Source organism: Vibrio sp. AK197 (assembly GCF_053903115.1).
In genome coordinates this window covers 2,243,854-2,264,188 of sequence record NZ_CP096430.1, presented here as the reverse complement: position 1 = coordinate 2,264,188, position 20,335 = coordinate 2,243,854, and the positions used below count along the sequence as shown (strand labels likewise).

18 protein-coding genes are annotated in these 20,335 nt (G+C 44.5%); 8 read left to right on the top strand and 10 right to left on the bottom strand.

Annotated elements, in window-relative coordinates:
• The first annotated feature begins 120 nt into the window (after positions 1–120).
• Positions 121–765: an adenylate kinase gene (gene adk / locus M1D72_RS17535; RefSeq protein WP_390189066.1), complete on the top strand. Its 645-nt coding sequence runs from the start codon at positions 121–123 to the stop codon at positions 763–765.
• 125 nt (positions 766–890) lie between these two features.
• On the top strand, positions 891–1,856 hold the full coding sequence (hemH, locus tag M1D72_RS17530; RefSeq protein WP_456296031.1) for a ferrochelatase: 966 nt from the start codon (positions 891–893) through the stop codon (positions 1,854–1,856).
• Positions 1,857–1,921: 65 nt separating this feature from the next.
• Here hemH and M1D72_RS17525 read toward each other — a convergent pair whose 3' ends face one another.
• Positions 1,922–3,316, bottom strand: a complete 1,395-nt coding sequence (locus M1D72_RS17525; RefSeq protein ID WP_390189068.1) for a peptide MFS transporter — start codon at positions 3,314–3,316, stop codon at positions 1,922–1,924.
• A gap of 281 nt (positions 3,317–3,597) precedes the next feature.
• Here M1D72_RS17525 and rfaH point away from each other — a divergent pair, with 281 nt between their 5' ends.
• Positions 3,598–4,092 (top strand): transcription/translation regulatory transformer protein RfaH, encoded by a 495-nt coding sequence (gene rfaH / locus M1D72_RS17520; RefSeq protein ID WP_390189069.1) that lies wholly within the window; start codon positions 3,598–3,600, stop codon positions 4,090–4,092.
• Positions 4,093–4,179: 87 nt separating this feature from the next.
• Here the strand turns inward: rfaH and asnB are convergent, their stop codons facing one another.
• The 4 genes from asnB to nagA form a co-directional block, all read right to left on the bottom strand.
• A complete protein-coding gene (gene asnB / locus M1D72_RS17515; RefSeq protein WP_390189070.1) occupies positions 4,180–5,856 on the bottom strand; it encodes an asparagine synthase B in 1,677 nt (558 codons plus the stop codon).
• A gap of 244 nt (positions 5,857–6,100) precedes the next feature.
• Positions 6,101–7,687 (bottom strand): cation:proton antiporter domain-containing protein, encoded by a 1,587-nt coding sequence (locus M1D72_RS17510; RefSeq protein WP_390189071.1) that lies wholly within the window; start codon positions 7,685–7,687, stop codon positions 6,101–6,103.
• A gap of 83 nt (positions 7,688–7,770) precedes the next feature.
• Positions 7,771–8,985: a DNA-binding transcriptional regulator NagC gene (nagC, locus tag M1D72_RS17505; RefSeq protein WP_390189072.1), complete on the bottom strand. Its 1,215-nt coding sequence runs from the start codon at positions 8,983–8,985 to the stop codon at positions 7,771–7,773.
• A 9-nt stretch (positions 8,986–8,994) separates the two neighbouring features.
• The gene (gene nagA, locus M1D72_RS17500; protein WP_456296030.1) at positions 8,995–10,125 is read right to left on the bottom strand and encodes an N-acetylglucosamine-6-phosphate deacetylase; all 1,131 of its coding nucleotides are present in this window, start codon (positions 10,123–10,125) and stop codon (positions 8,995–8,997) included.
• A gap of 466 nt (positions 10,126–10,591) precedes the next feature.
• Here nagA and nagE point away from each other — a divergent pair, with 466 nt between their 5' ends.
• Together nagE and glnS are read left to right on the top strand one after the other, a co-directional pair.
• Positions 10,592–12,091, top strand: coding sequence for an N-acetylglucosamine-specific PTS transporter subunit IIBC (nagE, locus tag M1D72_RS17495; protein ID WP_390189074.1), 1,500 nt, complete (start codon positions 10,592–10,594; stop codon positions 12,089–12,091).
• Positions 12,092–12,394: 303 nt separating this feature from the next.
• Positions 12,395–14,059, top strand: a complete 1,665-nt coding sequence (gene glnS, locus M1D72_RS17490) for a glutamine--tRNA ligase (RefSeq protein WP_456296029.1) — start codon at positions 12,395–12,397, stop codon at positions 14,057–14,059.
• A 72-nt stretch (positions 14,060–14,131) separates the two neighbouring features.
• On the opposite strand, the gene fcrX is transcribed toward glnS, so the two are convergent.
• The gene (gene fcrX, locus M1D72_RS17485) at positions 14,132–14,581 is read right to left on the bottom strand and encodes a ferric iron uptake transcriptional regulator FcrX (RefSeq protein WP_390189076.1); all 450 of its coding nucleotides are present in this window, start codon (positions 14,579–14,581) and stop codon (positions 14,132–14,134) included.
• 197 nt (positions 14,582–14,778) lie between these two features.
• Here fcrX and M1D72_RS17480 point away from each other — a divergent pair, with 197 nt between their 5' ends.
• Positions 14,779–15,273 (top strand): DUF4442 domain-containing protein, encoded by a 495-nt coding sequence (locus M1D72_RS17480; RefSeq protein ID WP_390189077.1) that lies wholly within the window; start codon positions 14,779–14,781, stop codon positions 15,271–15,273.
• 55 nt (positions 15,274–15,328) lie between these two features.
• Here the strand turns inward: M1D72_RS17480 and fldA are convergent, their stop codons facing one another.
• From fldA to M1D72_RS17465, 3 genes are all read right to left on the bottom strand, one after another.
• Positions 15,329–15,862 carry a flavodoxin FldA gene (gene fldA / locus M1D72_RS17475; protein ID WP_390189078.1) on the bottom strand — a complete coding sequence of 178 codons (534 nt, stop codon included), beginning with the start codon at positions 15,860–15,862 and terminating at the stop codon, positions 15,329–15,331.
• 45 nt (positions 15,863–15,907) lie between these two features.
• Positions 15,908–16,129, bottom strand: coding sequence for a DUF2788 domain-containing protein (locus M1D72_RS17470; RefSeq protein WP_456296028.1), 222 nt, complete (start codon positions 16,127–16,129; stop codon positions 15,908–15,910).
• 124 nt (positions 16,130–16,253) lie between these two features.
• The gene (locus tag M1D72_RS17465; RefSeq protein WP_456296027.1) at positions 16,254–17,021 is read right to left on the bottom strand and encodes an alpha/beta fold hydrolase; all 768 of its coding nucleotides are present in this window, start codon (positions 17,019–17,021) and stop codon (positions 16,254–16,256) included.
• Between the two features lie 94 nt (positions 17,022–17,115).
• Between M1D72_RS17465 and seqA the strand changes: the two genes are divergently transcribed.
• Together seqA and pgm are read left to right on the top strand one after the other, a co-directional pair.
• The gene (seqA, locus tag M1D72_RS17460) at positions 17,116–17,679 is read left to right on the top strand and encodes a replication initiation negative regulator SeqA (protein WP_390189081.1); all 564 of its coding nucleotides are present in this window, start codon (positions 17,116–17,118) and stop codon (positions 17,677–17,679) included.
• A gap of 96 nt (positions 17,680–17,775) precedes the next feature.
• On the top strand, positions 17,776–19,422 hold the full coding sequence (gene pgm, locus M1D72_RS17455) for a phosphoglucomutase (alpha-D-glucose-1,6-bisphosphate-dependent) (RefSeq protein ID WP_456297421.1): 1,647 nt from the start codon (positions 17,776–17,778) through the stop codon (positions 19,420–19,422).
• Positions 19,423–19,502: 80 nt separating this feature from the next.
• On the opposite strand, the gene M1D72_RS17450 is transcribed toward pgm, so the two are convergent.
• Positions 19,503–20,267: a DUF1853 family protein gene (locus M1D72_RS17450; RefSeq protein ID WP_456296026.1), complete on the bottom strand. Its 765-nt coding sequence runs from the start codon at positions 20,265–20,267 to the stop codon at positions 19,503–19,505.
• Positions 20,268–20,335: the final 68 nt, after the last annotated feature.

Sequence of the window (20,335 nt, the reverse complement as noted above, 5' to 3'; positions counted from 1 at the left end):
ACGCGTGTATTTTGCACGCCTAATTTAAGTCATCTTATACCGAAACTTATCGTAGCTACCTTTTTGTGGTCGCGACACAGTGAGCTTCGGTATAAAACTTTTATCTAAAGAGGATTACACATGCGCATCATTCTTCTAGGTGCTCCAGGTGCAGGTAAAGGCACACAAGCTCAGTTCATTCAAGAAAAATACGGCATTCCACAAATCTCAACCGGTGACATGCTACGTGCTGCAATCAAAGCAGGAACTGAGTTAGGTAAACAAGCGAAAGCTGTTATCGATGCCGGACAACTAGTGTCTGATGACATTATTCTCGGGCTTATCAAAGAGCGTATCGCTCAAGACGATTGCGAAAAAGGCTTCTTGCTAGACGGTTTCCCTCGCACCATTCCTCAAGCTGACGGTTTGAAAGCAATGGGCGTGGATATCGACTACGTGATCGAATTCGACGTGGCAGATGATGTGATCGTTGAACGTATGGCTGGTCGTCGTGCGCACTTACCTTCAGGACGTACTTACCATTTGGTGTACAACCCACCGAAAGTCGATGGTAAAGATGATATTACTGGTGAAGACTTAGTGATCCGTGATGACGACAAAGAAGAAACAGTTCGTGCACGTCTTGGTGTTTACCATGAGCAAACAGCTCCTCTTATTCAGTACTACGGCAAAGAAGCTGAGCAGGGTAATACTAAATACCTTCAGTTTGACGGTACGAAGCCAGTTGATGAAGTCAGTGCAGATATTGAGAAGGCATTGGCGTAATTCGTCTACCCGTATTTGAATGAAATTGTTATAGTAAAAAGCGACTTTAAGAGTCGCTTTTTTTGATCTTGCCGAGCGTGTTTGGCGTAGAGAAAAGGCGACGATAACAAATAGAAAAGGGTGAGATGAACGAACATAAAAAGACGGGTGTGCTACTTGCCAACTTAGGTACCCCAAACGCACCAACCGCCTCCGGAGTCAAATCGTTTTTGAGCGAGTTCCTTCATGACCATCGGGTTGTTGATATGAGTCGTTGGTTATGGTGTCCCATTTTACATGGCATCATCTTACCGATCCGCTCCCCGAAAGTTGCCAAGCTGTACCAATCGATTTGGATGGAAGGAGGGTCGCCATTGATGGTGTATTCTCAGCAGCAACGTGACGCCTTGCATGAACAGTTAAATCTCCCTGTTGAGCTAGGTATGACGTATGGCGAACCTAGCCTAAAACAAGGCGTGGAAGCGCTACTCGCCCAGGGGGTTGAACGGTTGGTCGTCCTGCCTTTATATCCTCAGTATTCAGCGACAACAACGGCAGCGGTATTTGATGGGCTTGCGAAAGTGTTCAACCAATCGGCCTATTTGCCGGAGCTCTATTTTATTGGTGATTATCATAACCACCCACTGTTTATTAAAGCGCTTGCAGATAAAGTGCGTGAGTCTTGGCAAACACATGGGCGCGGTGACTTATTACTGTGTTCATACCATGGCATACCAAAGCGCTATGCGGATAACGGCGATGTTTATCCTCAACACTGCGCCGAAACGACTCGTTTATTGGGGATTGAATTGGGGCTCTCTGAGCAGCAAATTAAGATGACTTATCAATCTCAATTTGGCAAAGAAGAGTGGTTACAGCCTTACACGGACAAAACCATTGAAACGCTTCCAAACCAGGGTATTAAGACATTGGACGTTATCTGCCCAGCATTTTCTGTCGATTGTTTGGAGACGTTGGAAGAGATATGTGAGCAAAATCAGGAGCTATTCATGGAAGCTGGAGGCGAGGGGTTTAATTACGTGCCATGCCTAAATGCGGATGCCGCGCATGTTGATTTAATGGCGCAATTAATTCGTGAGAAGAATGCCTAATTGATTCATTGATGGCGAAATAAAAAAGGCACCGAAGTGGTGCCTTTTTTATTGATGATCATAGATTACGCAGTTTGGACCTCTGCTTGAGGCTGCTCATTTTCATCGTGCTCTCCACCCTCTGCGCCATGCATCCATTTCACTAACTGGTTAGAAAACAGAAGAAGTAGTACGGCGCTAATGGTTGCTGCAATGGCAATACCGCCAAAGATTGACATCGCGCCAAGCTCGCCGACATGTGAACCGATTAGCCCAGCGACGTAATTGGCAATCGCATTAAAACCAAACCAAGCACCCATCATTAGAGAGGCTAAACGTAGCGGGGCTAACTTAGTTACCATTGAAAGCCCGATTGGAGACAAGCAAAGCTCACCAAGAGTATGGAAGAAGAAAGCGCCAACAAGCCACAACATCGACGTTTTGACAGTAACATCGCCCCCTTGCTCCATTACGGCACCAACCATGCACAAGAACCCAAGCGCTAAGAAGAGTAAAGCAACAGCAAATTTAACCGGTGAGCTCGGTTCGCGTTTCCCCATTTTCACCCAGAGTGCAGCCAGTACTGGAGCAAGAGTAATAATGAAGAATGGATTGAGAGACTGGAACCATGCGGCTGGCACTTCAAACCCACCAATCATACGGTCAGTATATTCTTGGGTATAGATATTCATCAGGCCACCTGCTTGTTCAAAGCCAGCCCAGAAGACAATGACGAATAGGCCCATAATTAGAATAACTTTGAGTCGATCGCGTTCTTGCTTGGTTAAGGGTTGTTTGCTTTTTGCGTGCTTTTTATCCAGATCTCTTTTTGCAGCTGGAACGACGCCAATTTTACCCAACCAACGACCCGCAAACATCATTTGCATAATCAAGCTAATGACCATACCGATTCCAGCTGTGACAAAGCCATATTTCCAACCAAAACTGTCGGTAACTGAACCTGCAATGACACCAGCAAGGAGCGCGCCTAAATTGATGCCCATGTAGAAAATAGTGAATGCGCCATCACGACGGTGGTCACCTTCATCATAGAGATCACCAACCATAGTGGAAATATTCGGCTTAAATAAGCCATTCCCGGTAATAAGAAGGCCGAGACCGAGATAGAATGCGTGGACGTCATTTAAACCAAATACTGCGTTATGAGGCAGTGCCAGCGTGAACTGGCCGATGGCCATTAACGCACCACCAATTAACACAGAGCGACGTTGACCTAAATAGTTATCAGCCAACCATCCACCAATCAGCGGGGTGATATAAACGAGCCCAGTGTATATTCCGTATAGATCGAGAGCATCTTTAGTACTCCAACCCATACCGCCATTGATCGTTGCATCGGTCAGGTAAAGTACCAAAATTGCACGCATTGCGTAGTAGGAAAAGCGTTCCCAAAGTTCGGTACCAAAAAGAAGGAATAGGCCGCGTGGGTGGCCCATGATTTGATGATGTTGGTTTGACATATATTCTGCTTATGGATCTTATGTGAGCTGAATATTTTACTTTATTTATACTGACTAGATAAATATATTGTAAATTCGCATTTGTGCGGTATTGCCTACATTGTGCTGTAATTGTTTGAAACAAAAAGAAATTTGCGTGATCTTTATCTCAATGAGTGGTTCGAAATCTATGATTTCATAAATGGAATTGTGCTGTCGGTGGCGTTGGACTTAACTTGGAGCAGTTTGCTGCGTTTTTGAGAAATGTTAGTATAAGCAAAATTTTGCACTGGTTGATGTCTATGAAAAACTGGTATTTGGTTTACTGCAAGCGGGGAGAGCAGTTAAGAGCCAAGCTCAACCTTGAACATCAAGGTGTTGAATGTTACTACCCACAAATAAGTGTCGAGAAAATAGTTCGCGGTAAGCGTCAGCTGAAACAAGAGCCTCTGTTTCCTTCTTATATTTTTATTCGGTTTGATTGTGAAATCGGCCCCACGTTTACCACGATTCGTTCAACACGGGGAGTGATCGACTTTGTTCGGCAAGGTGCGATGCCTCAGCAGTTGCAAGGCGATTTAGTCGTGTCGCTCAAGCAAATGGAACAGCTCGATGAGCAAATGCAAAGTGAAGTGCCGAAAAAGGGACAGTCGCTTCGTGTCAAGAGCGGGCAATTTGCGGGGATAGATGCTATCTATCAAGAACCTGACGGTGAAACACGCTCTATTCTACTGGTCACGCTTTTGAGCACTCCTGTTGAAATGAGTATTGATAATCACGATATTGAATTCGACTGAGACGTTGGCATATTACTCACTGACATAAAAAAGCGCAGAGTTGATGACTCTGCGCTTTTTACGTTCAATGTAAAACTGAGTTAACGATTAAGCCCCTTCGGCATAGGCGTCGTTGTGTACGTTTTGAACCGCGCGGCCTGATGGGTCAACACAGTTTTTGAACGATTCATCCCATTCAATTGCCTTAGCAGAAGAACAAGCGACCGATGGCCCACCTGGAACACACTCAACGGCAGATGGAAGCGGGAATAATTCTTCAAAAATCTCGCGGTACATGTAGCCTTCTTTGGTGGTTGGTGTGTTGTATGGGAAGCGGAAAGAAGCCGTTTCCATCTGTTGATCCGTAACACGCTCCGCTGCAACCGCTTTAAGAGTATCAATCCAACCATAACCGACACCGTCAGAGAACTGCTCTTTTTGACGCCATGCGATAGATTCAGGCAGGTAATGTTCAAAACATTCGCGAAGAATGTGTTTTTCCATTTTGCCGTTACCGCACATTTTATCGGCTGGGTTTAAGCGCATCGCGACATCGATAAATTCTTTATCAAGGAATGGAACACGACCTTCGACGCCCCATGCGGCCAATGATTTATTAGCTCGCGCGCAGTCAAACATGTTCAGAGCTAACAATTTACGAACCGTTTCTTCATGGAACTCTTGGGCATTAGGTGCTTTATGGAAGTACAAGTAACCACCAAAAATTTCATCAGCGCCTTCGCCGGAAAGCACCATCTTAATCCCCATGGCTTTGATTTTACGTCCCATCAAAAACATAGGTGTTGATGCTCGAATCGTCGTGACGTCATAAGTTTCAATATGATAGATAACGTCACGAATCGCATCTAACCCTTCTTGAATGGTGTAGGTCATTTCATGGTGAACCGTACCAATTTGCTCGGCCACTTCACGTGCCGCTTTTAGATCGGGGGCGCCTTCAAGGCCAATGGCAAATGAGTGTAGCTGGGGCCACCAAGCAGCTGATTTATCGTCATCTTCGATACGCATTGCCGCAAAGCGTTTAGCCACTGCCGAAGTGATGGAGGAATCTAAACCACCAGACAATAACACGCCATAAGGTACATCGGTCATCAATTGACGTTTAACGGCGGCTTCTAGTGCTTCTGTTAACTCTTCTTTGCTGGTGGTGTTGCCTTGAACCGCTGCATATTCATTCCAGTCGCGTAGATAGTAACGAACCGGAGACGAATCTTGCGAGCCGTAGTAGCAACCCGGAGGGAATTCACTGATGGTACGACATACCGGCACTAGGGCTTTCATTTCTGATGCCACATAATAGTTACCATGTTCATCATAACCTTGGTACAAAGGAATAATCCCGATGTGATCACGGCCGACTAGGAATTGGTCTTTTTCTTCATCGTAAAGAACGAAAGCGAAAATACCGTTCAACTCTTCCAATAGATCCGCACCCATCTCTTGATACAGCGCTAAGATCACTTCGCAGTCAGAGTCGGTCTGGAAATCGTATTTATCTTGGTAGCGTTGACGAATTTCTTTGTGGTTATAGATCTCACCGTTAACTGCAAGAACCAGTTTTTTATCAGGGCTATAAATTGGTTGAGCGCCACTGTTGAGACCAACAATCGCAAGGCGCTCATGTGCTAAAATCGCACGCTCTGATGAGTAAATTCCTGACCAATCAGGACCACGGTGACGCAATTTTTTAGACATTTCCAATGCAACAGGACGAAGCGCTTGCGCGTCTGTTTTTATGTCTAAAATGCCGAAGATAGAACACATAACCAATTCCTTTGTTGAACGTTTTTTACTGCTTTGAAGATAATTTGCCACTTTGATTAATAAATGCAACCAGAAAGTGGTCAAAATAATACTTAAAATGCTTTGTGGTAAATTATTTTTAATTATATTGAAAATAATTAAATGAAATCTAACTCGGGGTAGATTTTAGCCACTTTTGGTGTAAGGAAGTGAGAAAAGGGGACAAATAAGGCGGTCTTATGACCGCCTTAGCATGATTGAGTTTTTAGGGTTGATTAAAGTTTGGCTTCAGTTGGTCACAAACGTGGCGAGCAAACCCGCCCCCGGCTTCGCGATAAATATTAAACGCGGCGTCAACGCCTGATTCCATTAAATCCTCCACTTGGTCGGGGTATTCGGCAATGGCCGCGATTTGACCGTTAAATCCGCGCGCTTGAAGCTGTTGTAAGGCTATTTGATTACCCTGATGGTGAGGCATGGCGAGCAAAACCAATTTGACGTTAGCGGTATCTAAAATTCGTTCCCAAAAATCAGAGTCTGTCGCATCGCCACAGATCACATTACGACCTAAACTGCGATGCTCATGCGCTGCGTCCTCCCGTACTTCGATTCCTAAGCTAATTTTTCCATAGCGAGCTCGAAGTTCGTCATAGGCTCCCGATCCAATACGCCCCATGCCCAGAATGAGAATTTGTGCATGTCCTGGGTTAATACGCTGATCGCGGTGATTGAGATTTTCCGCCGCCTGTTCTTTTAACCATTTGGCGGATTTTTGGTAGAGTTCATGGCCTTTACGATTAATTGGCGATGCGATGATAAATGACATTGACACCGCAAGCGCGAGTGCGACCAGTACGTCGTCACTCATCCATCCCATCTTAAACGCAAGCCCACCCAGTATTAGGCCAAACTCGCTGTAATTGAGTAGGCTGAAAGAGGCCATTAAAGACGTTCGGACTCGAAATTTAAATCGGTTCAATACCCAAAAGTAAAGAACGCCTTTCAACGGCAAGAGTAACAACACTAATAGAGCGAGGACGAGGCCGGATAAGGTTGGTTGTGCCGACAGTCCGATATTAAGAAAGAAACAGATCAAAAACAGCTCTTTTAAGTTGAAGAGTGACTTCGAGAGTTCTGACGCTTTTGAATGTTGAGCGAGTAACATACCCAGAATCAACGCGCCTAAATCCGGCTTCACTCCGACCAATTCAAACAGTCCGGCGCCAACGACTAAGGCGAGGAAAACGCCTAATAAGATCAACATTTCGCCGTGGCCGACTTTATCCATCAATCTGAAAAATAGCGGGCGAACCAGTGGTAAGGCAAATAGGGCAATCGCATACCAATGAGGTAACTTTCCGGTTGATGCGGTTAGAAACACCACCGCGAAGATGTCCTGCATAACAAGAATCCCGATCGCGATGGTGCCAAAGGTAGCATTCATATCACCCCGTTCTTGCAATGACTTTACCGCAAAGACCGTACTTGAAAATGACAGAGCGAAGCCAAGTAAGGCCAATTGTGCAAAGTCCATTGATGCTAACGCATTCACTCCAAGCACTTTAAGGCCCACGAGGACAACACTAAACAGCGCGGTAGAAAGGAGATTATGCAGGGTTGCGCCAGCCCATATTTCTTTGGACATCAAGACTTTGACATCCAGCTTCAGGCCGATGGTAAACAACAATAAAGTGACCCCAAGATCCGCCAATTCAATAATGGTGTCATTGGTGGTGTAGCCGAAAGCATGCAAGCCAAACCCTGCAAGTAAGAAGCCGACCAGAGGAGGAAGGTGACACTTTAACGCAATGAAACCCGCGACAAAGGCGGCGCTAATAAGAATGAGATCCATGGCTGACGTTTACTCGCTTAATACAAAAAAGGGCTAGGTAGTATACTTAGCCCTTAAGTTTATCTAACTGTGAGAGTTTGTTGTTAATTTTCAAGTAACTTTTGTAACAAAACCCCATTTAACATTGCCCGCTTAATCATTGCAAAAGCTCCAATGGTCGGTTGAGTATCGATTTCGGACGCCACAATCGGTAACTGTTGATGAAATGTCTTCAAGGATTGATTTTCGACATTACGTTGTATTGCAGGAAAAACAATGTCTTGGCTTTGAATAATATCGCCGGCAATCACCACTTTCTGTGGGTTAAATAAGTTAATGGTGATCGCAATCGCTTTTCCTAACTGGTTTCCGACCCTCACTAAGCTTTGTTTAGCCAACTCATCGCCTTGGTTGGCATGCTGGCAAATCGTGGTAATTGTAATGTGCTCTGCTTGAGATAAGCTTGATTCATAGCCTTGGGCGATCAGTTTTTTTACCCGCTCTACAATCGCAGGATTGGCAGCCACTGTTTCTAAACAGCCAAAGTTACCGCACTGGCATTGTTCGCCGAGTGGATCGATTTGGATATGACCAATTTCGCCAACGTTACGGTTGTGGCCAAGAAAAACTTGTCCATTGACGATAATACCTGCACCGGTGCCTCGATGAACGCTAACCAAAATCGAATCCTGACAATCTTGGCTGGCTCCGAAATAGTGCTCAGCAAGCGCCATACCACGAACATCATTGCCGACAAAACACGGTACTTGAAAGGTTTCTACGATCAAATCAGAAATGGCTAAGCTGCTCACTGCAACGTTAGGCATGTATTCCACCACACCAGATTCAGGATTAACTAAACCTGGTAATGAGACGCCAATCGCGATCAGTTGTTTAATGAAGCCCTGCTGATTATCGATAAATTGGCGAATGTGCGTGATCAATCCGTCGGTAAGTTGCGTTTGGCTGGTGTAGTAAAATTCTTGGTGTTCAGACACCAGTTCTTTACCACCGAGGTTATATAAGCTGAGGTGGATATAGTCTCGCCCAAGCCGCACGGCAATCGAGTGGAAAGGCTCCACTTCAGTCGTGAGCGAGATAGCGCGTCGACCGCCTGTAGAGGCTTGCTGCGCTACTTCTTTGATTAAACCGCGCTCTAGAAGCTGACGGGTAATCTTGGTAACACTGGCGGGGGCTAATTGGCTAACATCCGCAACTTGAATTCGTGATATCGGGCCTTGTTGATCAATCAGGCGATACACAGCTGCGCTGTTAAGTTGTTTTACTAGATCTACGTTACCTATCTGTCCGCCATTCATGCTTTATGTTTACTCGTCTTGTCCGTTAACTATCGTTTTTACAACGTTGAAGTCGCGGTCAAATGCGGTGAGGTTTGCGACCATTCCTTCTCGAATACGGCCGAGTTTACTGTCTACACCGATTGCCTTGGCAGGATATAATGTTGCCATTCGCAGCGCTTCATCCAACGCGATACCGACGTGCTCAACGGTATTTTTAACCGCTTCTATCATCGTGAGCGCTGAGCCGCCTAGTGTGCCATTCTCATCAACACACTTACCATCTCGGTAATATACTTTCTTACCAACAAAAATAAAGTAATCCATATTAGCGCCTGCAGGAGCTGTGGCATCCGTCACTAATACTAATTTTTCGCCCTTAATTTTGTGGGCGATACGAATGTTCGCGTAATCAACATGGAAGCCATCTGCAATAATACCAGCATAGACGTCTTGAGTATCAAAGATAGCGCCCACCACTCCAGGTTCACGGCCAACACTAGGTGTCATCGCATTGAATAGATGAGTCGCAAAACGAATACCGGATTCAAACCCTTGACGGGCTTCGATGTAGGTTGCATTGGTATGACCAATTGACACAACAATACCCGCTTGGTGAAGGCGTTGAATATGTGAATGATCGTTGATTTCTGGTGCTAGGGTCACCTTGGCGATGACATCCGCATTGTCACAAATTGTCTCAATCATTGCTTGGTTTGAAGGGCGAATGTAATCCACATTGTGAATGCCTTTTTTCGCGGCGTTAAGATAGGGCCCTTCAAGATGCAAGCCAAGTGAATGGTTTGGGTTTAGGCGTTGATACTCACGTGTGACCGCGATAGCCCGCCGCATATCCTCATCGGATGAGGTGATCAAGGTAGGAAGAAAGCTGGTACATCCAGATTTTAAATTGGCGCGATGCATTGTTTCTAGCGCGGCAGGCGTGATGTCGTCGTTAAACATCACACCACCACAACCATTGAGTTGTAAATCAATAAAGCCAGGACTTAAATTTGCGCCCGCCAAATCTTTCTTTTCAATGTTGTGCGGCAGTTGTTCTTCACGGCAGACTTGTTCAATGACCCCATTTTTTACGACGACCGCATGGTGAAGCAATACGTCAGAGCCGGTGAATATTTTGCAGTTCGTTAGCGCATACATGGTCAGCTAATCCTTTTATCGATTCTTGTTCTTTGGTTACGCCTAAAATTTCCGTCAAACAACAATGGCAGATTGTCTCTTGTTTGTTTACATGGTCAGGCAAAATAAAATGAAGAAAAGTAACTTTTAGGTGATAAAATCTTCGGTTTTTTCACATTATGCGATATTTATGACAAGACCTAGGGCTGTTTTCTTCATTGTTTATAAATTTTTTGGGTATTGATGACGCTAAATGTCAAGAATAACGCGGTTTACGAGATTATATTATCATTTTTTACAACATGAAATAAGTTTTATGATCTTGCTAGCAAAAACCCTATATTGCAGAACTTTGCGGTGATAATGATCACAAAAGATAAGGTTTTAATTTGCGGAGCAAAATTAAAACCATAAACTGGGGGAACTAAATTGAGCGGATAAAAAAAGTCGTTCAAGATAATAAATATCCTATAGGGGGAACTATAAGGTGAATATTCTTGGTTATTTTCAAAGCGTAGGTAAAGCGCTGATGGTTCCGGTGGCAACTTTGCCCGCCGCGGCCATCCTCATGGGGGTAGGGTACTGGATTGACCCGACCGGCTGGGGTGCTAACTCTGCATTGGCGGGGTTCCTCATTAAAGCGGGTGCAGCGATTATTGACAACATGTCATGGTTATTTGCTGTCGGTGTCGCTTACGGTATGTCGAAAGACAAAGATGGTGCTTCCGCACTGGCCGGTTTGGTGTGTATGTATGTGGTTACAACCCTGCTGTCACCTGGTGCAGTTGCACAAATCCAAGGTATTGACCCTTCAGAAGTTCCTGCCGCATTTGGTAAAATTCAAAACCAATTTGTAGGTATTCTAGTGGGCATCATTTCTGCCGAAATTTATAACCGTTATTCGACAGTTGAATTGCATAAAGCGCTGGCTTTCTTCTCAGGTAAGCGCCTTGTTCCTATCTTAACTTCATTCGTTGGTATCCTTCTCTCTTTTGTTCTTATGTATATTTGGCCAGCGATTTATGGTGGGCTTGTACATTTTGGTGAGTCGATTCAAGGCATGGGGTCTGCAGGTGCGGGGATTTATGCCTTCTTTAACCGCTTATTGATTCCTGTTGGTCTTCATCACGCATTAAACTCAGTGTTCTGGTTTGATGTTGCAGGGATTAATGATATTCCTAATTTCTTAGGTGGCGCAAAATCCATTGCAGAAGGAACCGCCGTTGCCGGTGTAACGGGTATGTATCAAGCTGGGTTCTTCCCAATTATGATGTTTGGTCTACCTGGTGCTGCTCTTGCGATTTACCATACATCGACCGCCAAGAACAAAGAAAAAGTGGCAGGCATCATGATTGCGGCTGCATTTGCTTCTTTCTTTACAGGGGTAACGGAGCCACTTGAGTTTTCATTCATGTTCCTTGCGCCACTGCTTTATGTGCTGCACGCCGTGTTAACGGGTATTTCGGTGTTTATTGCCGCTTCCATGCACTGGATTGCAGGCTTTGGTTTCTCCGCAGGTTTTGTCGACTTATTCCTTTCTACGCGTAACCCATTGGCGGTTCAGTGGTATATGTTGATTATCCAAGGATTGGTGTTCTTCGCTATCTACTACGTTGTGTTCAGAACGGTTATCGTGCGCTTTAACCTCAAAACACCAGGACGTGAAGACGAGGTTGAAGGTCGCGCTGGTCAACCATTGCAAGGGGCAAAAGAGTCAAATAAATTGGCTAAACAGTATTTAAAAGTGCTTGGTGGTCATCAAAACCTATCGAACATTGATGCTTGTATTACCCGCCTTCGTTTGACAGTAAAAGACATGTCAGTGATTGATGAGCAGCAGCTCAAAGATTTAGGTGCAATGGGCGTGGTTAAACTTGGCTCTAACAACCTACAAGTTATCTTGGGACCGCTTGCGGAAATCATTGCCGGTGAAATGAAAAATATTGACCAAAACGAAGATTTATCTGAGGTTTCAACTTCCTCATAATACCTTTGGTTATCCATCATAGAGCCTCCTATTTAGGGGGCTTTTTTTGTAAAAACGTATAGAAATTGAACGACATTTGCCGACTTAATTGTCACGTATTGTGCTGGCGTGGATTAATCATAGTGGCACAAACATCAAGTTGGTGGTGGTTTAAGCGTTGGTCGTGATTATTTTTCAAGAAAACTCGAGATATAGTTGTGCATTCGCAAAGAATTGTGGATCATTACCGCTAATATAATTTGTGGCCTAATTACAGGTACAAACCCTTTCTCTGACAATACTAAAACAATTGAGGTGCTATAGATGAGTGAAGCTGAAGCTCGTCCATCGAATTTTATTCGCCAAATCATCGATAAAGATTTAGCGGATGGCAAACACACAAGCGTGCATACTCGTTTTCCGCCAGAGCCGAATGGCTATCTGCATATCGGGCACGCCAAGTCCATTTGCTTAAACTTTGGTATTGCTCAGGATTACCAGGGACAATGTAACTTACGTTTTGACGACACCAACCCTGAAAAAGAGGATGTGGAATACGTTGAATCGATTAAGAATGACGTAAGCTGGTTAGGTTTCCAGTGGAGTGGCGATATCTGCTATTCGTCCAATTACTTCGATAAACTTTACGAGTATGCGATTGAGCTTATTAATAAAGGCCTTGCTTACGTTGAAGAGTTAACCCCAGATCAAATTCGTGAATACCGTGGCACTTTAAAAGCGCCAGGTAAACCAAGCCCGTATCGCGATCGCAGTGTGGAAGAGAACCTTGCACTATTTGAAAAAATGCGAGCAGGTGAGTTTGCTGAAGGTAGTGCATGTTTACGTGCGAAAATCGATATGGGTTCGTCGTTCATGGTTATGCGCGATCCTGTCTTATATCGTGTGCGCTTTGCCGAGCATCATCAGACTGGTGATAAATGGTGCATTTATCCAATGTACGATTTTACTCACTGCATTTCAGATGCATTGGAAGGCATTACTCACTCATTGTGTACGCTTGAGTTCCAAGACAACCGCCGTCTTTATGATTGGGTTCTTGAAAACATTACGATTGATTGCACGCCACATCAGTACGAATTCAGTCGCTTGAATTTAGAGTACACGGTGATGTCTAAGCGTAAATTGAACCAACTTGTGACCGAGAAACTGGTTGATGGTTGGGATGATCCACGTATGCCAACCATCTCTGGTTTGCGTCGTCGTGGCTTTACTGCTGCATCGATTCGTGAGTTTTGTAAACGCATTGGTGTCACCAAGCAAGATAACATGATTGAAATGAGCTCGTTAGAGTCTTGTATTCGTGATGATTTGAATGAAAATGCACCACGTGCAATGGCGGTTATTGACCCAGTTAAGTTAGTGATTGAAAACTACGAGCAAGGTAAAGTCGAAACCTTGAACGTGGCAAATCATCCAAACAAACCTGAGATGGGCAGCCGTGAAGTTCCGTTTACTCGTGAAGTTTGGATTGAGCGTGAAGACTTCCGTGAAGAAGCCAATAAAAAGTACAAACGTTTAGTGTTGGGTAAAGAGGTGCGTTTACGTGGCGCTTATGTGATTAAGGCTGAACGCATTGAAAAAGATGACCAAGGCAATATCACAACGATTTACTGTAGCTACGATGACCAAACGTTGGGCAAGAATCCAGCCGATGGTCGAAAAGTGAAAGGCGTTATTCATTGGGTATCAGCGGATAAAGCGCTGCCTGCTGAAATTCGTTTGTACGATCGTCTGTTTACCGTACCAAACCCAGCGGCGTCTGATAACTTTGCTGAAACCATTAATCCAGAGTCTTTGGTTGTTAAACACGGCTATGTGGAACCAAGCCTGGGTCAGGCGCAAGAGCAAGCCGGCTACCAGTTTGAACGTACGGGCTACTTCTGTGCTGATACAACGTCAAGCGCGGACAAGTTAATATTCAACCGTACCGTTGGCCTTCGTGATACGTGGGCAAAGATTGGTGATTAGAAACTAAAAAGGCACAGAAATGTGCCTTTTAAATAGGTTTGTCGATCAAAAAAGGCGCTATAAGCGCCTTTATTATTTCTTCTCTTTATGTGCGTCAGGGTTAGTTTTACAACTCCCATCACCACACTTGCCGTAGAGATAAAGACTGTGGTTGGTCAAGTTAACATTGTAACGTGCCGCAATCTCTTTTTGACGGTCTTCAATTAATTGATCTGAAAACTCAATCACCTCGCCACAGTCTAAACACACTAGGTGATCGTGGTGATGTTGGGTTGAGAGTTCAAAGACGGATTTACCCCCTTCAAAATGATGACGAGTAACAATGCCCGCATCATCAAATTGGTTCAATACACGGTACACCGTGGCAAGACCAATCTCCTCGCCGAGATCAATCAGCTTTTTATACAGCTCTTCTGCACTGATGTGTTGGCACTCAGGCTGCTGTAGTACTTCTAAAATCTTTAGCCTTGGAAGGGTTACTTTGAGACCAGCATCCTTCAACGCTTGGTTGTTGTCTGACATATACATTCCTGTTGATGATCTGCAGCGATAAACAGCACTCACTATTCCGAATATTATAGGTTAGTATAAGGGAACAATAAACCACGAACTTCAAGGGGTTACTAGAGGGTCGTCATAAAATTGTACGATAATCACTGATTGCAAACATCCGACCAGTTACAATTTATTAACTTAATCAATTTGGATGGAGTACAGGGATGAATTCTTCGCTATCTAAGCTTTTAACCCCAAGCGTGGCAAAATTTTTGTTAAACAGTTGGCCGCCTTTCTGGGGAGCGGGAATTAAAATTACTGAAATTAGTCAGGATTTTCGGCAAGTTAACGTTAAACTCAAACTGCGCTGGTGGAATAAAAATGCCAATCGAACGCAATATGGCGGCAGCATTTTTTCGTTAACTGACCCGATTTATGCCCTGATGTTGATGCGTATTTTAGGCCATCAATATTATGTGTGGGATAAACAAGCAAGCATCAACTTTATTAAACCGGGTACTACGGATTTGTTTGCTGAATTTGTGATTTCTCAGGGGCAGCTTGACGCCATTTTGCAACAGACTGTAACTGGCGATAAATACTTCCCGATATTTGATATCCATATAAAAAATGTTCAAGGCGAAGTCGTCTCGCAAGTACAGCGAACGCTTTATGTCAGAAAAAAGACGGCTTACCGAGAGTTAACCACCGCGGAATAACCTTTAGCGGTTGAAAGTAGATAAAAAAATCCCCTGAACAGTCAGGGGATGGTTATCAGTCTTCGAGCTCAGCGAGACACATCTCTTCGTAAATCTGCTCACACCACGTGTTGACACGTTGCTCGGTTAGCTCAGGCTGACGGTCTTCATCGATACACAATCCAACAAATTGGCTATCGTCATCCTCTAGCACCGCTTTAGATGCTTCGAATTCATAACCTTCGGTTGATGTATAACCTAGAATAGTGCCGCCTTTTGCTTCAACGATGTCACGTACCGTGCCCATCGCATCGCAAAAGTATTCAGCGTAATCTTCTTGGTCTCCGCAGCCAAAAATAGCAACGAGTTTGGTCGAGAAGTCAATTTGCTCAAGTTCAGGGAAGAAATCATCCCAATCGCACTGTGCTTCGCCGTAATACCACGTTGGAATGCCAAGCAGAAGCAGATCGAAATTATCGATGTCTTCTTTACTGCTTTTCGCAATGTCTTGGACATTAACTAATTTTTTGCCGAGTTGCTTTTGAATCATCTTCGCAACGGCTTCAGTGTTACCTGTGTCGCTACCAAAGAAGATACCTACACTTGCCATAGATTCGTTACCTTTACTCTTGTCTGTGATTAGCGATAAAACGGATTAGCCTAAGCCCGTTCCTTCCCAACTTAACTGAATTATCCCTTTGACGATAAACCCAGCACAGCCGAGAAACAAAACCAACCATACAATACGACGCCCAAAAGGAGGAACATTGCCGGATTTCAATACATCTTTAATTGCCATACCAATTAAAAAGAATATCGCAGCAAACAGTAAGTCTAATCCAATAGACTCAATGACGTTCATATAGTCGTAAAGCATGGAATCCCTTTATGCCTAATTTTATTGCGCGAACTATACCACTGTTAATCCACAAAGTTAATTCAGTGCGTAATGACAAGCAGAATATTCGCAGGATTTTTTACGTTTAACACCGAAATATACGTTATTTACTAAGAAAACGGCGCATTACCCTCAATACTTCCGCGGGTTTCTCCGCGTGTAGCCAGTGTCCGGTGTTGGCGATTACATGAGCTTTGGCTATCGGGTATTGAGCTTGAATCTGTGGTTGGTACTCAGGGGTTAAGTAATCGGAGTTTGCGCCTTTAATAAAAAGGGTTGGCACGGTGTTACTTGCCTGAGTTTCCCATGCCAGAATGTTCAGATAATTTTGGTATAAGGAATGAACATTGAAGCGCCATGTCATATGTTGCTCCTCCTTATATAAGGATTTACTCAGAAATTGACGTACACCATCGGTGTCAATATGTTGTTCCAGAATCGCCATCGCTTCTTTCCGCGAAGCGGGCTTGTGGTCTAATACCGCAAACAACCCCGCGAATACGTCATCGTGGCGTCGTTGGTGATATTGTACTGGCGCCATATCTAACACAATCAGCGCTGAAGTATTTTGACGAGACAAGTTGGCGACTTGCATCGCGACTTTGCCACCCATTGAATGGCCTACCAACGTATACGTTTTGATGCCAAGATTCGATAGGAGTTCCACGATATCCTTCGCCATTGAAGCATAATCATGGGTTTGGCTGTGGAAGGACTGACCGTGATTTCGAAGATCGACACTCAGCACTTGATGATCAAGGACTAAATCACGTGCTAAAAGGCCTAAATTGTCTAAATTACCAAAGAGTCCATGGATCAAAACAATGGTGTGACCCTCACCTTGAATTTTATAGTTGAGCTGCTGTGACATTTTTTATCTTATTCGTGACTGGTTTATCGTAGAGTCTCGGCGAAGATCTCGTTATAATTCATCCGAGTTTAAACATAGAGATTGTGAAAAGCGAATGAAAACAATAGAGGTTGATGAGGATCTATACCGTTACATCGCAGGTCAAACCCAGCATATTGGTGAGAGCGCGTCGGATATTCTGCGCCGTCTGTTAAATGTCGATGGTCAAGCGCAAGCGCCTTACGTAGCGCCGCAAGCCCAAGTGGCAGAATTGACATCTGCACCAACCAAAGGGATTGTTGTCAGCAAAGATGCAGGACAAGAGACCACGTATGATTTAGTCAAAGAGATGCGTGGTTTATTGATTTCGGATGAGTTTGCGGGTCTTAAGAAAGCCATTGACCGTTTTATGTTGGTTCTTTCGACTTTGTATAAATTGGATGCCCAAGGTTTTTCTGAAGCGGCTCAAGTGAAAGGACGCAAGCGAGTCTACTTTGCCGATAACGAACAGACCCTACTGACAAGTGGCAATACCACGAAACCAAAAGCGATTCCTAACTCGCCTTTTTGGGTTATCACGAATACCAACACCAGCCGTAAACGTCAAATGATCGACCAAGTCATGACGCGTATGAACTTCCCTGCGGAGCTTATTGAGAAAGTGACCCAATCGATTTAATGAAAAGTCTGACAAAAGCCTCATTAATGATACAGTACATCTGGTTATTATGAGGCTTTTGATTTCTCATCATTATTTTCAAGAAAGGATGTCATGATGGCTAACCACCCTAGAGCGGGCCAAAAAGCGCAGCAGCAAGACCTGCATAATATTCCAGCTTTGGTTTCGAACTATTTCCTACTTCAACCTGATTCAAGCAACCCCGAACATAAAGTTGTTTTCGGTACTTCTGGTCACCGTGGTAGCGCGGACAAATCTACATTTAATCAAAATCATATTTTGGCGATCGCTCAAGCGGTAGCAGAAATACGCGCGCAGCAGGGAACAACTGGCCCTCTGTTTGTGGGTAAAGATACCCATGCTTTGTCTGAACCGGCGTTTGCTAACGTGGTCGAAGTTCTGGTTGCAAATGGTGTTCAAGTGATTGCCCAACAAGAGGGTGGCTACACACCAACTCCGGGTATCTCTCATGCAATCTTAACCTACAACCAAACTCACGCCGAAAAAGCGGATGGTATTGTGATTACGCCATCTCATAACCCACCACAAGATGGTGGTATTAAATACAACCCCGTTCACGGTGGCCCTGCCGAAGCAGAGCTGACTCAAGCGATTGAAGATCGCGCCAATGCTTTAATTGCAGACAACCTAGCCGCCGTGAAACGCATGGAACTGTCTGAGGCAAAAGCGAGTGAGCTTTATAGTGAGCGTGATTTAGTTAAGCCTTATATTGATGACCTCGTCAATGTCATCGATATCGAAGCGATTCAAAAGTCAGGGCTTAAAATCGGAGTTGATCCTCTTGGCGGTAGCGGTATTGATTACTGGCGCCAAATTGCGGCGACGTACAAGCTCGATATCACTTTGGTGAGCGAAGCCATTGATCCAACCTTCCAGTTTATGTCGTTGGATAAAGACGGTGCGATTCGCATGGATTGTTCATCACCGTATGCCATGGCAGGTTTACTGGCATTAAAGGACCAATATGACTTGGCATTTGGTAATGACCCCGATTACGACCGTCACGGTATCGTTACGCCAAAAGGTTTGATGAATCCAAATCACTACCTTGCCGTATGTATTGATTACTTATTCCGTCATCGTCAAGGATGGAATAAGGACGTTGCGGTAGGTAAGACCCTTGTATCTAGTGCATTGATCGATCGCGTGGTCGCGGATCTTGGCCGCCAGTTGTGTGAAGTCCCGGTTGGCTTTAAATGGTTTGTCGACGGTTTATATAACGGCACCTTTGGCTTTGGCGGCGAAGAAAGTGCGGGAGCCTCATTCCTGCGTAAAGACGGTACGCCATGGTCTACAGATAAAGACGGTATCATTCTTTGCCTTCTTGCTGCTGAAATCACTGCAGTGACTGGCAAAAACCCACAGCAGTATTATGAAGAGTTGGCCGCGAAACACGGTGAATCTCAATACAACCGAATTCAAGCCGTCGCCAATGGTCCACAAAAAGACGTATTAAAAAAGTTGTCAGCAGAAATGGTGAAAGCCGATACTTTAGCCGGCGATGCCATTACCGCGCGTTTAACTCATGCGCCAGGCAATGATGCGGCAATTGGTGGCCTTAAAGTAACAACAGAAAATGGCTGGTTTGCTGCTCGTCCGTCAGGTACTGAAGACGTGTACAAAATTTACTGTGAAAGCTTTAAGGGTGGTGAGCACCTCAAGCAAATTGAACAAGAAGCACAAGAGATTGTGAATCAAGTATTTGCAGAAGCCGGTTTATAACACAGGCTGATTAATAACATGAAGGCGATACAGGTTACTGTGTCGCCTTTTTTTGTTTTTTCGTTTAGCCGATCACGTGATTAGTTATTGTCATGTGGCCATTGTTGATTAACGATAAACCAAAATTGACCACTTGCGCTTTGAGCATGAATAAATCGCCCGGAAAATTCAGTGATTGGCGTGTGTTGATGTTGAGGCTCTAGCCCTGTTGCCCATTGATGTTTTTCAAGTGCGAAGAGAGGTTCTCCAATATGATGCCATTGATGTGAGTAGCACCAATAGCCTTGGATTTGGCTTGAGTTCAGTTTATGGCCAAGACAATATTGAGGAACTGCTTGAGCAGAAAACGGGTTGATATACAGTCGTCCCTGCATGAGTAATTGGGTAAATAGGTGCTGATAGTCAGGGTATTGCTCGATAAAGGCGGGATGCTGCGTCAAAGTCAGTTGATGCTCGAGCATTCGCTGAAGCTTTTTATCTAAACGGTCGTGCGCATTTGGGCCATACCAACTATCTCCGTGCAGAAGGTAAAACTTAATCGCGACTTCCCAGTGCTGCAATTGTGGTTGCTGATGATCGCGAACGATGAAATCAATTGCGCCGAGAGTCTTACCATTTTGATTGAGTTGAATTTCTTGCTCGACAACCTCGAATTGTGATGAATGTTTCAAGACTTGGTCGCATAGGTACTGATATACGAACCCTAAGCGAGGGTTACCTTGATAAACCATGGCTTCGGGGCGCTGTTGAGATAAGCCTAAGTGCTCGAAACTGGTAAAAGGTGCTGATTGCTCAAGCTCAAATAGAGCTGGGGTTTCAATGACCCACTGATAAAAATGCTGCATGCGATGTGGCGGCTACACTCTTGAATGGATAATTTCGACATTGTAACCTGAAATTGCTATAACCTCTC